Here is a 15,030-nt window from a genome sequence, read left to right as displayed (position 1 = left end):
CGCGAGGCGCTGCAGGACTGGCTGCATCACTACAACTGTCACCGCCCACACAGCGCACTCGGCGGTCAGCCACCCATCACCCGCTTGGCGCTCCGCCGAAACAACCTATTGAAGCTTCACAGCTAGCCGCAGGTCGCGTGGGATTTCGGGATTCGGCGAGGCGACGCAGTGCGGCGTTCGCCCGCCCTTCGACGTCCCGATCACCCGGCGCGCCGCACGACAAGCCAGCGCCGCCCCGAGAACCCAGTCTCTTCCCGCTTCCCGCATCCCGCATCCCGCTTCTCGCTTCCCGCATCCCGCTTCCCGCTTTCCGCATCCCGCTTCCCGCTTCCGCTTCCCGCTTCCCGATTCCCGCTTCCCGCTTCCCGCTTCCCGATTCCCGCTTCCCGATTCCCGCTTCCCGATTCCCGCTTCCCGATTCCCGATTCCCGATTCCCGATTCCCGATTCCCGGTTCCCGGTTCCCGGTTCCCGGTTCCCGATTCCCGATTCCCGATTCCCGATTCCCGATTCCCGATTCTCGATTCCCGATTCCCGCTCCCCGCCCCTCACGCAGCCCGATCTTCCGCCGCCCAGTCCTCGTGCAACCCGCACTCGCGCTTCAGGCCGAAGAAGCGGGTCTCCTCCTCGTGCATGCCGGGCTCGAGCGGGCGGGTGGTGTGGACATCGCCGATCGAGACGTAGCCGCGTTCCCACAGCGGGTGGTACGGCAGGTCGTGGCGCGCGAGGTAGCGGCCGACGTCGCGGTCGCTCCAGTCGGCCAGCGGATGCAGCTTCCAGCGGCCGTCGCGCAGTTCGAGGATGTCGATGCCCGCGCGCGTGTGCGCCTGGCTGCGGCGCAGGCCGGCGATCCAGGTGCGCACGCCCAGCTCGCGCAGCGCGCGCTGCATCGGTTCGACCTTGCGCAGGCGGTTGTAGCGTTCCAGTCCGTCCAGCCCCTGCTCCCACAGCCGGCCGAAGCGCGCCTCCATCCAGGCGATGCCGAGCTGCGGGCGGTAGACCTTGAGATTGAGCCGCAGCCGCTCGGTGAGCGCGTCGGCGAAGCGGTAGGTTTCGGGGAACAGGTAGCCGGTGTCGATGAAGATCACCGGCAGATCCGGCTTCAGGCGCGTGACCAGATGCAGCGACACCGCGGCCTGCGCGCCGAAGCTGGAGGACAGCGCATGCTCCCCGGCCAGATGCGCGAGCGCCCACTCGACCCGTTGCTCGGCCGGGCGCCGGGCCAGCCAGTCGTTGAGCTCGGCGAGGGCGCGCGGCGATTCGGCCGCGCTGACGGGATCGGGTGCGGTGCTCATGCGAACGGAAACTCCACGGTCTCGCGCGCCGCCGCCACGCCGGCGCGCACGACGAAATCGCCGAAACGCTCGCCGGGGGCGCGCTCGCGCGCATAACGGGCGAACAGGGAATCCAGCGCGGCGAGGATCGCGTCCTCGTCGGCGTTCTCCAGGTGCAGCGCGTTCAGGCGCTGGCCGCGGTGATCGGCGCCCAGCATCAGGTTGTAGCGCCCGGGCGCCTTGCCCACGAGCGCGATCTCGCCGAGGTACGGCCGCGAGCAGCCGTTCGGACAGCCGCTGATGCGCAGGTGCAGCGGGCTTTCGCTCAGGCCGTGGCGGTCCAGCAGCGCGTCGATCCGCGCGACCGCCCGCGGCAGGTAGCGCTCGGCCTCGGCCATCGCCAGCGCGCAGGTGGGCAGCGCCACGCAGGCCAGCGCCGCCTGCCGCAGCGGCGTGCCGCCGGCGCGGTCGAGGCCGTGCTCGGCCACCCGCGCATCGACCGCATCGCGCAAGCGCGCCGGCACGTTGGCGATCGTCAGGTTCTGGTTCGGCGTGAGCCGCAGTTGCGCGCCGTCCGCCTGCGCGTCGAGCAGCGCGGCGATCGCGCGCAGTCCGCTCTGCACGCGCGCGCCCGCATCGTCGCGCACGCGCCCGCTGAGGATGCGCACGGTGAGATGCAAGCGCCCGTCCGCGCCCGGCGCCCAGCCGAAGCGGTCGCCGTTGTGGATGAAGCGGAACGGCGCCGGCGGCGCGAAGCGCACGCCGGCCCGGCGCTCGACCTCGGCACGGAACGCGTCCAGGCCGTGCGTCTCGATCGTGTACTTCAGCCGCGCGCGCTTGCGCTGGACGCGATCGCCCCAGTCGCGCTGCACGGTCAGCACCGCTGCGGCCACCGCGATCGCGTGCTCCGGCGCGATGAAGCCGAGCATCCGCGCGAGCCGGGGGTAGGTCGCCGCATCGCCGTGGGTGGCGCCCATCCCGCCGCCGGCGACGACGTCGTAGCCGCGCAGTTCGCCGCGTTCGGCGATGGCGATGAAGCCCAGGTCCTGCGCGAACACGTCGATGTCGTTGTACGGCGGCAGCGCGAAGCCGGTCTTGAACTTGCGCGGCAGGTAGGTGTCGCCGTACAGCGGTTCGGCTTCCTCGCCGCTGTCCGCCAGCTTCTCGCCGTCGAGCCAGATCTCGTGGTAGGCGCGGGTGCGCGGCAACAGGTGTTCCGACAGCGCCGCCGCCTGCGCCCAGACCGCCGCGTGCAACGGCGTCTCGTCCGGATTCACGCCGACGGTGACGTTGCGGTTGACGTCGCCGCAGGCGGCGATGGTGTCGATCAGCGCGGCGTTGATCGCCTGCAGGGTGGGTTTCAGCTCGCGCTTGATGACGCCGTGGAACTGGATCGCCTGACGCGTGGTGATCCGAAGTCCGCGCTCGGCGAAGCGCGAGGCGACGCCGTCGAGCCCGAGCCACTGCGCGGGCGTGAGCACGCCGCCCGGCGTGCGCGTGCGGATCATGAACTGCCACGCCGGCTCCAGCTTCTGGCGGCGGCGCTCCTCGCGCAGGTCGCGATCGTCCTGCTGGTAGCTGCCGTGGTACTTCAGCAGCGTCTGGTCGCCCTCGCGCAACGCGCCGGTGACCGGATCGGCGAGGGATTCCAGCAGCGTGCCGCGCAGGCGGCGGCTGGCGCGCTTGAGATCTTCGACGGAAGCGTGGTCGGCCATCAGTAGACGTCCCGTGCGTAGCGGCCTTCGGCCTGCAGGCGGAGCAGGTAGTCGCGCGCGCCGTCGGCGTCGAGCCCGGCGTGCTCGGCGATCAGCGCCTGCAGCGCGGCATCGACGTCGCGCGCCATGCGGGTGGCGCCGCAGACGTACAGATGCGCGCCGCCGTCGAGCCAGGCGAACAGCTCGCGGCCGCATTCGCGCAGGCGGTGCTGGACGTAGCGCTTCTGCGCGCCGTCGCGCGAGAATGCGAGGTCGAGGCGATGCAGCGTGCCCTCGCGCAGCGCCTGCTGCCATTCGAGCTGGTAGAGGAAATCGCTGCGGAAGTGCGGATTGCCGAACAGCAGCCAGTTGCGCCCCGCGGCGCCGTCGGCCGCGCGTTCCTGCACGAAGCCGCGGAACGGGGCGACGCCGGTGCCGGCGGCGATCATCACCACGTCGCGCGTGGCGTCGGCGGGCAGACGGAAGCGCTCGTTGCTCTCGACGAACGCCGGCACCGTCGCGCCTTCCTGCGCCGCCGCGAGGAAGTGCGACGCGGCGCCGAAGCGCTCGTCGTCGCCGCGCCGGTAGCGCACGTGGGCGACGGTCAGGTGCGCCTCCTCGCCGACCGCTTTCATGCTCGAGGCGATCGAGTACAGGCGCGGCGCCAGCGGACGCAGCGCGGCGACCAGGGCGTGCGCATCCCAATCCGCCGGATGCGCGAGCGCGAGATCGAGCGTCTGCCAGTCGGCCAGCGCGCCGGCGAACGCGGACGGATCGTCGGCCAGCGTGCGCACCGGCGCCGGGTCGCGCGCGCGCTCGGCGTGCGCCTGCAGGAACGGGCGCGTCAGGCGGGTCAGTTCGCGACGCGCGAGCAGCCACTCGCGCAGCGGCAGGGTGTCGCCGTCGTGGGTGACGGGCGTATCGCCGTCCAGCCGCAACGCCGCCAGCAGCGCATCGACCAGTCCCGGCGGATTGCGCGGCCATACGCCGAGCGCATCGCCGGGTTCGTAGCGCAATCCGCTGCCTTCCAGCGCCAGTTCGAGGTGGCGCACGTCGCGGTCGGAGTCGCGCCCGGTGATGCGCTGGTTGACCAGCACGGCGGCGGCGAACGGGCGCTCGCGCGTCGCCGCCGGCGCCGGCGGACGCAGGGGCGTCACCGTCGCCAGCGGCGCGGCGGTCTTCAATGCTTCGCGTGCGGCATCGAGCGCCTGCTGCAGCCAGGGCGTGGCGGTGCGGTCCACGTCGACGTCGGCCTCCACACGCGGCAGCCAGCGGGTGGCGCCGAGCGCCTCCAGGCGCGCGTCGATCGCCCGCGCCACCGCGCAGAAGCGGGGATAGCTGGAGTCGCCCAGGCCGAACACGGCGAAGCGCAGCGCCGGCAGGCGCGGCGCGCGTGCGGAGGCGAGATGTTCGACCCATGCGCGCGCGTCGTCCGGCGGGTCGCCGTCGCCCTGGGTGCTGATCACGACCACGAGCCAGCGCTCGTCCTTCAGCTCGCGCAGCGGATAGGCGTCCGCGCGCGCCAGGCGCACCGGCAGGCCGGCCTCTCGGGCACGCGCGACCAGCGCTTCGGCGACCCGCCGCGCGTTGCCGGTCTGGCTGCCGTAGACGACCGTGAGCCGCGCCGCGGCCGACGTTTCCGCCGCCGGCGCCGACGGCGATGCGGTTCCGGCGCGGGCGCGGGCGAGACCTGCGGCGTATCCGGACAGCCACCACAGCGCCGCGCCGTCCAGCCCGTCGGTCAGGCGCTGCAGCGCGGCCCCCTGTTCGGGCGAAAGCGGTAACGGCAGCGGTGCGGGGAGGGCGGTCACGGACGGAGGGGCGGGATGGCGAGGCCCCATGCTCCGCGGCGCGCGGCGCGGGCGGAAAGGACGGCGCGTCATGGCCTCATGCTCCGCGTGCATTTGGCCGCGGCCGCGGCCGCGCCGATACTGCCGGCCGATCCGCCGCGCCGTCGAAGATGACCGACCTGCTGCCCTACATCGCGATCGGATTCGTCGCGCAACTGGTCGACGGCGCGCTCGGCATGGCCTATGGCGTGATCGCCTCCAGCCTGCTGCTCTCGCTCGGGCTGCCGCCGGCGCTCGCCAGCGCCACCGTGCACGCGGCCGAATGCTTCACCACCGGCGCGTCGGCCGCTTCGCACCATGCGTTCGGCAACGTCGACCGCGCGCTGTTCCGCAGGCTGCTGCTGCCGGGCGTGCTGGGCGCCGCGCTCGGCGCCTGGCTGCTGTCGCGGCTGGACGGCGAGGCGCTCAAGCCGTGGGTGGCCGGCTACCTGCTGCTGCTCGGCGCGTTGATCGTGCTGCGCGCGCTGCGCGCGGCGGCACCGGCGCGCCCGATCCGGCGCCTGCAGCCGCTGGGCTTCTTCGGCGGCTTGCTGGATGCGACCGGCGGAGGCGGATGGGGCGCGTTCGTCTCCAGTCCGCTGCTGGCGCGCGGCAACGGCCTGCGGTTCACCGTCGGCACGGTGAACGCGGTGGAGTTCTTCGTCACGCTGACCGCCTCGGCGGTGTTCCTGCTCACGCTGGGCCTGAGCCACTGGAAGGCGGTCGCCGGGCTGGCGCTCGGCGGCCTGCTGGCGGCGCCGCTCGGCGCCTGGCTGGTCCGGCATGCGCGGCCGCGGCCGATGCTGGCGCTCGTCGGGCTGGTGGTGATCGGCCTGAGCGCGCGCACCCTGGGCAAGCATTTCGGGCTGATCTGATGCAGCATTCGCACATCCCCACGCTTCACCCGCTGCCGATGCCGCGCACGCTGTCCCACCTCGACCGCCTGGAAGCCGAAAGCATCCACGTCCTGCGCGAGGTCGCGGCCGAGTTCCGCAATCCGGTGATGCTGTACTCCATCGGCAAGGACAGCTCGGTGCTGCTGCATCTGCTGCTGAAGGCGTTCGCGCCCGGCCGGCCGCCGATTCCGCTGCTGCACGTCGATACCGGCTGGAAGTTCCGCGAAATGATCGCCTTCCGCGACCGCCGCGCCGCCGAGACCGGGGTGACGCTGCACGTGCACACCAATCCGGAGGGCCTCGCGCGCGGCATCAACCCGATCGAGCACGGCGCCACCGTGCACACCGACGTGATGAAGACGCAGGCGCTGAAGCAGGCGCTGGATGGCCACGGCTTCGATGCCGCGATCGGCGGCGCGCGCCGCGACGAGGAGAAGTCGCGCGCCAAGGAGCGGGTGTTCTCGTTCCGCAACGCGCAGCACCGCTGGGACCCGAAGAACCAGCGCCCGGAACTGTGGAACCTGTACAACACCCGCATCCACCGCGGCGAGAGCGTGCGCGTGTTCCCGCTGTCGAACTGGACCGAACTCGACGTCTGGCTCTACATCTACCGCGAGCGCATCCCGGTGCCGTCGCTGTACCTCGCCGCCGAGCGCCCGGTGGTGGAGCGCGACGGCGCGCTGATCATGGTCGACGACGACCGCCTGCCGCTGCGCCCGGGCGAAGTGCCGCAACTGCGCAAGGTGCGCTTCCGCACGCTCGGCTGCTACCCGCTCACCGGCGCCATCGAGTCCGACGCCGACACGCTGGAGAAGGTGATCGCCGAGACGCTCGCGGCCACCACCTCCGAGCGCCAGGGCCGGGTGATCGACCACGATCCGGCGGCGTCGATGGAGAAGAAGAAGCAGGAGGGCTACTTCTGATGGGCGATTTGTCCTCAGCGCCGGCGAGCATCGCCGCCTCGCTCGCCGAGCACGAACGCCGCCAGCGCCTGCGCTTGATCACCTGCGGCAGCGTCGACGACGGCAAGAGCACGCTGATCGGCCGCCTGCTGCACGACACCCGCCTGCTGTTCGACGACCAGCTCGCCGCGCTCGAGCGCGACAGCCGCCGCCACGGCACCCAGGGCGAGAACATCGACTACGCGCTGCTGGTCGATGGCCTGGAAGCGGAGCGCGAGCAGGGCATCACCATCGATGTCGCCTACCGCTTCTTCCACACCCGGAAACGCGCGTTCATCGTCGCCGACTGCCCCGGGCACGAGCAGTACACGCGCAACATGGCCACCGGCGCGTCCACCGCCGACCTCGCGGTGGTGCTGGTCGATGCGCGCAAGGGCCTGCTCACGCAGACGCGCCGCCATAGCTGGATCTGCGCGCTGTTCGGCATCCGCCACGTGGTGCTGGCGGTCAACAAGATGGACTGCGTGGGGTTCGAGCGCGCCGTGTTCGAGCGCATCGCCGGCGAATACCGTGCGCTCGCGGCGCAGCTCGGCATCCCGCACGTGCAGGCGATTCCGCTGTCGGCGCTGCACGGCGACAACCTGATGCGCCGCTCGCAGGCGACGCCGTGGTACGACGGACCGACGCTGCTGGAGCATCTGGAAGCCGTCGGGATCGAGCGCGAGGCGGTCGTCCGCGGCTTCCGCCTGCCGGTGCAGTGGGTGAACCGGCCGAACCAGGACTTCCGCGGTTTCGCCGGCACGCTGGTCGGCGGCGAGGCGCGGGTGGGGCAGAACGTGGTGGTGCTGCCGTCGGGCCGGCGCACGCGCATCGCGCGCCTGCTCGGCGCCGACGGCGAGTGCGGCGAGGCGGGCGCGGGCGAGGCGGTCACGCTGGTGCTGGAAGAGGAGATCGACGTCAGCCGGGGCGATGTGATCGCCGCCGCCGACGACGCGCCGGAAGTCGCCGACCAGTTCGCCGCGCATCTGCTGTGGCTGGACGCGCACGCGCTGATGCCGGGCCGCAGCTACTGGCTGCGGCTGGGCACGGCGACCGCCTCCGCCACCGTCACCGAGATCAAGCACCGCATCGACGTCAACACGCAGGCGCAGCTCGCGGCGAGCGTGCTGGAGCTCAACGAGGTCGGCTACGTCAACCTCGCGCTCGACCGCGCGATCGCGTTCGAGCCGTACGCGCGCCAGCGCGAACTGGGCGCCTTCATCCTGATCGACCGCCAGAGCAACGCCACCGTCGGCGCCGGCACGATCGACTTCGCCCTGCGCCGCGCGCACAACCTGCACTGGCAGCACCTGGACGTCGACAAGGCCGCGCGTGCCCGCATCAAGGGCCAGGTGCCGCGCTGCGTGTGGTTCACCGGCCTGTCCGGCGCCGGCAAGTCGACCATCGCCAACCGGGTCGACCGTCGCCTGCATGCGATGGGTTTCCACACCTTCGTGCTCGACGGCGACAACGTGCGCCACGGCCTCAACCGCGACCTCGGCTTCACCGAGGCCGACCGCGTGGAGAACATCCGCCGCGTGGCCGAAGTCGCGAAGCTGATGACCGATGCCGGCCTGATCGTGCTGGTCAGCTTCATCTCGCCGTTCCGCGCCGAGCGGCGGATGGCGCGCGAGCTGTTCGCGCCGGGCGAGTTCGTCGAGGTGTTCGTCGACACCCCGCTGGACGTGGCCGAGCGGCGCGACGTGAAGGGGCTGTACGCCAAGGCGCGCGCCGGGCAGATCCCGAACTTCACCGGCATCAGCTCGCCCTACGAGCGCCCGGAAGCCGCCGAGCTGGTGCTCGACACCACCGCGGCCGATGCCGACGCACTCGCGCAGCGGGTGATCGACTACCTCACGCGTTGACCGGCCGGCGACCGTCCGTCAGACGGCCGCCGCGCACGACATGCTGCAACGCGGCCGGCTGCTAGCATCGGCCCGCTTCAAGGAAGGCGAGGTGGCACGTGTTCGAAAGCGTCCTGGGCTACGTTGCGGGCGGCACCGCGGTCGGCGTACTCGCGCGTCTGCTCAGGCCCGGCGCGGATCCGGTCGGCTGGATCCTGACCATCCTGCTCGGCATCGCCGGCGCACTGCTCGGCGGTTACCTGTCGCGCCATTTCGGCGTGCACCATCGCGCGCTGGTCTGGGCCAGCGCGCTCGCCAGCGCGGCGCTGCTGCTGATGCTGTTCGAGCTGCTGCGCGACCGCCGCGCCTGAGCGCCGCCGGCCCGCGCGATCTTCAACCCGTGCAGGAGCGGCTTCAGCCGCAACCCGACGGGCACGGCATGGGATCGGGTCGCGGCGGAAGCCGCTCCTGCAGGTTGCCCGCCCTCAGCAGCAGCCGTGCGCGCCGTGCTGCTCGCCGCCGGCCACGGCCGCAACGCCCGTCGTCTCGCCGCGCTGGCTGGCGTGGTGATGCTCGGCGATCACCCGCGCCACGCACGCGGTCACGCGCTTGCCCATCGGGATATGCAGGAACTCGTTCGGCCCGTGCGCGTTGCTGTGCGGACCGAGCACGCCGGTGATCATGAACTGCGCGCCGGGGAACTTCTCGCCGAGCATGCCCATGAACGGGATCGTGCCGCCTTCGCCCATGTACATCGCGGGCTGGCCGAAGAACTCGCGGCTGGCCTGGTCGATCGCGTTCGACAGCCACGGCGACTGCGCCGGCGCGTTCCAGCCGGTCGAAGCCTTCTCCAGCTCGAGTTCGACATGCGCACCGTTGGGCGGATCGCGCAGCAGCGCCTCCTTGAGCGCTTCGCCGGCGCGCTTGCCGTCCAGCGTCGGCGGCAGGCGCAGGCTCAGCTTCACCGAGGTGTAGGGCCGCAGCACGTTGCCCGCCGAGGACAGCGGCGGCAGGCCGTCGGCGCCGGTGATCGACAGCGCCGGACGCCAGGTGCGGTTGAGCACCAGCTCGGCGAGGTCCTCGTGCATCGGCGTCATGCCGGGCAGGAACGGGAACTTGTCGTACACCGCGCTGCCCAGCACGCGCGCCGCCTCGCGCGCCTGCTCGCGGCGTTCGGCCGGGATCTCGACGTGCAGCGCATCGAGCAGAATGCGTCCGGTCTTCTCGTCCTCGATGCGCGACAGCAACTGGCGCAGGATGCGGAAGCTCGACGGCACGATGCCGGACGCATCGCCGGAATGGACGCCTTCCGACAGCACCTTCACCGTCAGGTTGCCGCCGGCCAGGCCGCGCAGCGAGGTCGTGCACCAGAGCTGTTCGTAATTGCCGCAGCCGGAATCGAGACACACCACCAGCGACGGCTTGCCGATGCGCGGCGCGAGATGGTCGACGTAGGCGGGCAGGTCGTAGCTGCCGGACTCCTCGCAGGCCTCGATCAGCACCACGCAGCGCGCGTGCGGCAGCTTCTGCTGCTGCAGCGCCATGATCGCGGCGAGCGAGCCGAACATCGCGTAGCCGTCGTCGGCGCCGCCGCGGCCGAACAGCTTTTCGCCCTTCTGCACCGGCGTCCAAGGACCCAGGCCGTCGTCCCAGCCGGTCATCTCCGGCTGCTTGTCGAGGTGGCCGTAGAGCAGCACGCAGTCCTCGTCGCTGCCGCCGTTGGCCGCCGGGATCTCGATGAAGATCAGCGGCGTGCGGCCTTCGAGCCGCACCACCTCGACCTGCATGCCGGCGATCGGCTGCGCGCGCGCCCAACGCTCCATCAGCGCCACCGCATCGTCCATGTAGCCGTGCGCCACCCAGTCGGCGTCGAACATCGGCGACTTGTTCGGAATGCGGATGTATTCGACGAGCTGCGGAACGATGTCGTCGTCCCATTTCTCCGAGACGAAACGGTCGAGGTGTGCGGTATCCATCGGGCGGCAGGCCTTGTCGGACGGCGATCCGGCAAGTGTAGCGCCTCGGACTTTTCCGAGCCGACGCCGCGGCCGGCTCCGACCGCCCGCGCGGCATCGCGCGATGGGTGCGGACGACGGCGGATCGCAGACTGTTCCCGCCGGCCGACACGGCGCGGCAAGGAAGCCCACGAACCATCGGAGACCGCCATGCACACCCTCAAGTCGCTGTTGCTCTCGCTCGCGCTGGCCGCCCTGTCCTTCGCCGCGCTCGCGGCCGAGAAGGTCAACATCAACACGGCCGACGCCGCCACCATCGACCGCGTCCTGCTCAACGTCGGCCCCGCCAAGGCGGAGGCGATCGTCGCCTACCGCAAGGCCAACGGGCCGTTCCGCAGTCTGGAACAGCTCGCCCTGGTGAAGGGCATCGGATTGAAGACGGTCGAGAAGAACCGGGACCGCATCGTGCTCGGAACGGCGGCGCCGGCGCGCAAGCCCGTCACCGCGCCGCGCCGGCCGGCGACCGCCGCCTCCGGCAACGCCACCCGGCGCTGACCGTCATCGGCGGCGCGCAGGAGGCGCGCCGCGGAACACGGGGAGACCCGGACAGGGACGTGCGTCGTCCGGTCGCACGGATGCGACCGGGCGACATCCCCAAGGCGGCTAGACTGGACGGCCGTTGGCTTCGCAGCGCCTCCAATGCCGGCCGCCTACCACGACTTTCCCCCGCGCCCGATTCCCGCGCACGAGTACCGCCGCGAGCGCTGGCGCAACGGGCACGGCTGGACGCGCGCGATCGCGCGCTGGCCGGAGAGCGGCGACTGGGACTGGCGGCTGTCGATCGCCGAAGTCGAGGCCCCCGCGCCGTTCTCGCGGTTCGACGGCGTCGCGCGCGAACTGGTGCTGCTGAGCGGCAACGGCCTGCGCCTGCGCTTCGACGACGGCGAGACGCACGAGCTGTTGCCGCCGCACGGGCGCCTGCGCTTCGCGGGGACGCGCGCGGTGACCGGCGAGCCGATCGACGGGCCCACGCACGACTTCAACCTGATGTGGCGCGAGGACCGGATCGACGCGCGCCTGCTGCACCGGCCGCTGGTGGGCGCGATGGTGGTGTTCGTCGAGGCCGGGGAGTGCTGGGCGCTGCACCTGCTCGCCGGCCACCTGGCGTTCGCCGACGGCACGCCGCTGCCTGCGCTGGCGGCCGGCGACACCGTGCTGCTGACCGCGCCGACGGCGCGGACCCGCTACGTGATCGACGGCGGCGGCGAAGCGCTGCTGATCCAGCTCACCCCCCGCACGTCCGGCTGACGCGTCGGCTCAGGCGAGCGCCGGCCCCAGCACCGCGGCCAGCACGAGCACCGACAACGCCAGCACGCTGAGCGCCATTTGCCGCGGCGTGCGCCCGCGCGCCCACATCCAGATGCCCGAGACGCCGAGCAGCAGCATGGCGATCGCGAAACTGTCGGCGAGCAGGATCCAGACCGCGCCGCCGCCCACGCCCTTGTGCAGCCGGTTGAGCGCGGCGAGCGGGGAGTGGGTGGTCTGCTTCAGCTCGGCGGTGGCGTTGCCGGGCACGTACTCCAGCGACCACGAGCGCGATGCGGTGCCACCGCCCAGCGTCCAGCGCGGCGGCTGATCCACCGCCTTGCCGCCCACGCGGCCGCCCTCCGGTTTCGACGTGCGGATCACCTGCGGCGCGAGCCCGTGTTCCGCGGCGAGCCAGGCCGCCAACGCTTCGGGCGCGTCGCGCGCGTCGGCGGGCACCGCCAACGTCACCCGGCCGCGTTCGGCGCTGTCGCCCTGCGGCCAGGCGCCGTCGCCGAAGCGGTGGTTCATCACCAGTCCGGTGAAGCCGTACAGGATGGCCGCCAGCGCGCCCCAGGCGCCGATCCACAGATGCACCTGGCGGATCCAGCGGTAGACGGACGCGGAGGGGCCGCTGCGCGCGGCGGGACGGGCGAGGACGGTCTTCACGGAGGGTCTCCTGGGATGGCGACGGGCGCGGGCGAGGCCCCGCGCCCGCTCAGAACTTCAGCGTCACGCTGAGCCACGCCCCGCGCGGCGAGCCGGGCGAGATGCTGTTGTCGTTGTGCGCGGAGACGAAGTAGCGCTTGTCGAACAGATTCTCGACGTTGAGCTGCAGCTCCACGCTCTCGCTCGGCGTGAAGTAGACCGCCGCGTCGTAGCGGGTGAAGCTGCGCAGCGTGACGGCGTTCGGTACCTGCGGATGGATCTCGCTGCGGTAGATCGCGCCCAGGCCCACGCCCCACCGCGCGTTGAAGTCGTAGCGGTTCCAGAGCGAGGCGGTCTCTTCCGGCATGTTGGCCGGCTGCGCGTCGGAGCCGGGCACGTCGCCGTCCTGGCGCGCGTAACCGCCCATCACGCGCCATGCGTCGGTGATCTGGCCGGAGATGCCCAGTTCCACGCCTTCGATGCGCTCGCCGTCGACCAGGATCGACTGCGTCGGCGAGATCGTGCGGATCACGTTCTTGCGGTCGAGCCGGAACACCGCCGCGGTGACGGACAGGTCCGCGGCGAGGTCCCACTTCGCGCCGATCTCGTAGTTGGTGTACTCCTCGGGGTCGAACGCGCGGTTGCTGGGCGAGAGCGAGCCCATCTGCTCGCCGGCGCGCGGCAGGTAGGTGATGCCGTAGCTGGCGTACAGCGATAGGTCGTCGAGCGGCTTGAAGATCAGGCCCGCGCGCGGCGACCACAGGTCGTCCTCGGTGGAAATGCGCTGGCCGGTGTTGCGGTTGCGGAAGTCGACCTCGAAGCGGTCGAAGCGCACGCCGACCACCGCCTGCCACTGCGGCGAGAACTCGATCTGGTCCTGCGCGTAGGCGGCGGCGATGCGCGCCTCGACGTCGTTGTTGGCGTCCGACGTGCCGTTGTTGGCGAAACTCACCGCGCCGGTGTAGCGCGGGTTGGCGAGCGGCACGCAGAACAGGCTGGTGGTCGCGGCGAACGCGCCGCCGCCGTTGTAGCAGACGTTGGACGGGAACGTGCCGGTGCGGCGGTAGTTGCGCGTGTCCTGGCGGCCGAACTCGGCGCCGGCGAGCAGCGTGTGGGCAACCGAGCCGGTCTGCGCCGAGAAGACGAAGTCGGTCTGGTTGAACAGGTTCTCGCGCTCGGTCGCGCTGCTGTAGGCGGCGATCCCCACCACCGGCGTGCCGGTCGGGTTCAGGCGCGCCGGGCCGCCGGCGAACACGTTCTGGTAGTACTTGTCGTAGTTCGCGTAGCGGGTGCGGTTGCGCAGCGTGGCGCCGTTGGCGAACTCGTGCTCGATCAGCAGGTTCACCGCGTCCACCTGGAAGTCCGACGGGCTGAGGTGGGGAGCGCCGAAGAAGGTCGAGCGTCCGGTGACGACCGGGTAACGCCGGCCTTCGAACACGGCCGCATCCGACGGCACGCCGCGGTCGGTGACGCGGCGGTCCTCGAAATGCTCGACGTCCACGTGCAGATGGGTGCGCTCGCCGATGCGGAACGCGAAGCTCGGGTTGATACCCCAGCGCTCCAGTTCGAACGCGTCGCGGAAGTTGCCGCTCTCCTCGTACAGGCCGGTGACGCGGAACGCGAACGCGTCGCTCACGCCCTGGCCGAAGTCCACCGTGGCGCGGCGGCGGTCCCAGGAACCGACCTGCAGGGTCGCTTCGCGCGTGGTCTCCCAATCGGCCTGCCTGGTGACGCGGTTGATCACGCCGCCGGTGCCGCCGCGGCCGAAGATCATCGCGTTCGGGCCCTTCAGCACCTCCACGCGCTCGACGTTGTAGAGGTCGCGGAAGTACTGCACGTCGTCGCGCATGCCGTCGACGAACATGTCGGCGGTGGAGGTGTTGCCGCGCAGCACCGGCGCGTCGCGGTGGCCTTCGCCCTGCGCCATGCCGGTACCCGGCACATACTGCACCGCGTCGGCCAAGCCGCGCATGGCGGTGTCGTCGATCATCTCGTCGGTGATCACGCTGATCGACTGCGGTACGTCGATCAGCGGCGTGTCGGTGCGGGTGGCGCTGCGGCTGGACTGCGCGCGGTAGCTGTCGCGCTGGCCGTGCACCTCGACGCGGTCGAGGTCGGTCGGGCCAGGCGCGGGCTCGGCGGAAGCGGGGAAAGCGAGGGCGAGGGCAAGGGCGCCGGCGAGCGGCGAAACGAGGGGGAAAGCGCGGGTCATCGTGTCCGTACCGGGTGCGGCGCTGGTCGCCGCTTCGGTGCGGAATGTTAATGAGATCGACTCTTATTTACAACGATCGGCAAAGCGCCGGGCAGTCCCTGATGACCGTCCGCGCTCAGTCGGCCTGTACCCAGACCGCGCCGTCCTCGACGCGGGTGGCGAACCGCCGCACCGGCGTATAGGCCGGCGGACACAGCGGGCGGCCGTCGCGCACGTCGAACCGCGCGCCGTGCAGCACGCACTCGATGGTGCCTTCGTCGGCATCGAACGTGCCGGCGGACAGCTCGTAGTCCTCATGCGAGCAGCGGTCCTCGAGCGCATGGAAATCGCCGTCGTGATTGAACACCACGATCGGCATGTCGCCGGCCCAGACGACGCGCATCTCGCCCGGCAGCAGCTCGGCGGTGGCGCACACGCGGATCCAGTCGCTCAT

Annotated in this window: 14 protein-coding genes; 7 read left to right on the top strand and 7 right to left on the bottom strand. The window is 71.6% G+C overall.

The features are described 5' to 3' along the window. On the top strand, positions 1-126 hold a 126-nt coding region (locus FQY64_RS12095; protein ID WP_146472493.1), incomplete at its 5' end, for an integrase core domain-containing protein. Positions 127-547: 421 nt separating this feature from the next. On the opposite strand, the gene FQY64_RS12085 is transcribed toward FQY64_RS12095, so the two are convergent. The 3 genes from FQY64_RS12085 to FQY64_RS12075 are packed head-to-tail and all read right to left on the bottom strand — an operon-like array spanning position 548 to position 4,778. Beyond that, on the bottom strand, positions 548-1,294 hold the full coding sequence (locus tag FQY64_RS12085; RefSeq protein ID WP_146474574.1) for a phosphoadenylyl-sulfate reductase: 747 nt from the start codon (positions 1,292-1,294) through the stop codon (positions 548-550). Continuing rightward, the gene (cysI, locus tag FQY64_RS12080) at positions 1,291-2,988 is read right to left on the bottom strand and encodes an assimilatory sulfite reductase (NADPH) hemoprotein subunit (RefSeq protein WP_146474572.1); all 1,698 of its coding nucleotides are present in this window, start codon (positions 2,986-2,988) and stop codon (positions 1,291-1,293) included. The genes FQY64_RS12085 and cysI overlap by 4 nt, the downstream gene beginning before the upstream one ends. Next, positions 2,988-4,778: an assimilatory sulfite reductase (NADPH) flavoprotein subunit gene (locus FQY64_RS12075; protein ID WP_186760975.1), complete on the bottom strand. Its 1,791-nt coding sequence runs from the start codon at positions 4,776-4,778 to the stop codon at positions 2,988-2,990. Before FQY64_RS12075 ends, cysI begins: the two co-directional genes overlap by 1 nt. A gap of 149 nt (positions 4,779-4,927) precedes the next feature. Here FQY64_RS12075 and FQY64_RS12070 point away from each other — a divergent pair, with 149 nt between their 5' ends. The 4 genes from FQY64_RS12070 to FQY64_RS12055 all read left to right on the top strand — a co-directional run bounded on the left by FQY64_RS12070 (position 4,928) and on the right by FQY64_RS12055 (position 8,848). Next, positions 4,928-5,671, top strand: a complete 744-nt coding sequence (locus FQY64_RS12070) for a sulfite exporter TauE/SafE family protein (RefSeq protein WP_146474570.1) — start codon at positions 4,928-4,930, stop codon at positions 5,669-5,671. After that, positions 5,671-6,615 (top strand): sulfate adenylyltransferase subunit CysD, encoded by a 945-nt coding sequence (gene cysD, locus FQY64_RS12065; RefSeq protein ID WP_186760973.1) that lies wholly within the window; start codon positions 5,671-5,673, stop codon positions 6,613-6,615. The genes FQY64_RS12070 and cysD overlap by 1 nt, the downstream gene beginning before the upstream one ends. Continuing rightward, positions 6,615-8,498, top strand: a complete 1,884-nt coding sequence (gene cysN / locus FQY64_RS12060; protein ID WP_146474568.1) for a sulfate adenylyltransferase subunit CysN — start codon at positions 6,615-6,617, stop codon at positions 8,496-8,498. Before cysD ends, cysN begins: the two co-directional genes overlap by 1 nt. Positions 8,499-8,596: 98 nt before the next feature. Further along, a complete protein-coding gene (locus tag FQY64_RS12055) occupies positions 8,597-8,848 on the top strand; it encodes a GlsB/YeaQ/YmgE family stress response membrane protein (protein WP_146474566.1) in 252 nt (83 codons plus the stop codon). A 114-nt stretch (positions 8,849-8,962) separates the two neighbouring features. Here FQY64_RS12055 and FQY64_RS12050 read toward each other — a convergent pair whose 3' ends face one another. After that, on the bottom strand, positions 8,963-10,453 hold the full coding sequence (locus tag FQY64_RS12050; RefSeq protein WP_146474564.1) for a M20 family metallopeptidase: 1,491 nt from the start codon (positions 10,451-10,453) through the stop codon (positions 8,963-8,965). 189 nt (positions 10,454-10,642) lie between these two features. Between FQY64_RS12050 and FQY64_RS12045 the strand changes: the two genes are divergently transcribed. Both FQY64_RS12045 and FQY64_RS12040 read left to right on the top strand, forming a co-directional pair. Next, complete coding sequence (locus FQY64_RS12045; protein ID WP_146474562.1) at positions 10,643-10,987, top strand: ComEA family DNA-binding protein; 345 nt, start codon at positions 10,643-10,645, stop codon at positions 10,985-10,987. A 144-nt stretch (positions 10,988-11,131) separates the two neighbouring features. Continuing rightward, positions 11,132-11,740: a HutD/Ves family protein gene (locus FQY64_RS12040; RefSeq protein ID WP_146474560.1), complete on the top strand. Its 609-nt coding sequence runs from the start codon at positions 11,132-11,134 to the stop codon at positions 11,738-11,740. Positions 11,741-11,749: 9 nt separating this feature from the next. On the opposite strand, the gene FQY64_RS12035 is transcribed toward FQY64_RS12040, so the two are convergent. The 3 genes from FQY64_RS12035 to FQY64_RS12025 all read right to left on the bottom strand — a co-directional run bounded on the left by FQY64_RS12035 (position 11,750) and on the right by FQY64_RS12025 (position 15,030). Continuing rightward, positions 11,750-12,406 (bottom strand): PepSY-associated TM helix domain-containing protein, encoded by a 657-nt coding sequence (locus FQY64_RS12035; RefSeq protein ID WP_146474558.1) that lies wholly within the window; start codon positions 12,404-12,406, stop codon positions 11,750-11,752. 49 nt (positions 12,407-12,455) lie between these two features. Beyond that, complete coding sequence (locus FQY64_RS12030) at positions 12,456-14,597, bottom strand: TonB-dependent receptor (protein WP_146474556.1); 2,142 nt, start codon at positions 14,595-14,597, stop codon at positions 12,456-12,458. Positions 14,598-14,712: 115 nt separating this feature from the next. Then, complete coding sequence (locus FQY64_RS12025) at positions 14,713-15,030, bottom strand: non-heme iron oxygenase ferredoxin subunit (RefSeq protein WP_146474554.1); 318 nt, start codon at positions 15,028-15,030, stop codon at positions 14,713-14,715.

Source organism: Vulcaniibacterium thermophilum (assembly GCF_007923255.1).
GTDB lineage: Bacteria > Pseudomonadota > Gammaproteobacteria > Xanthomonadales > Xanthomonadaceae > Lysobacter_F > Lysobacter_F thermophilum.
Note: the sequence above shows the minus strand (reverse complement) of the source record. Positions and strands in the feature narration are given on the sequence as shown.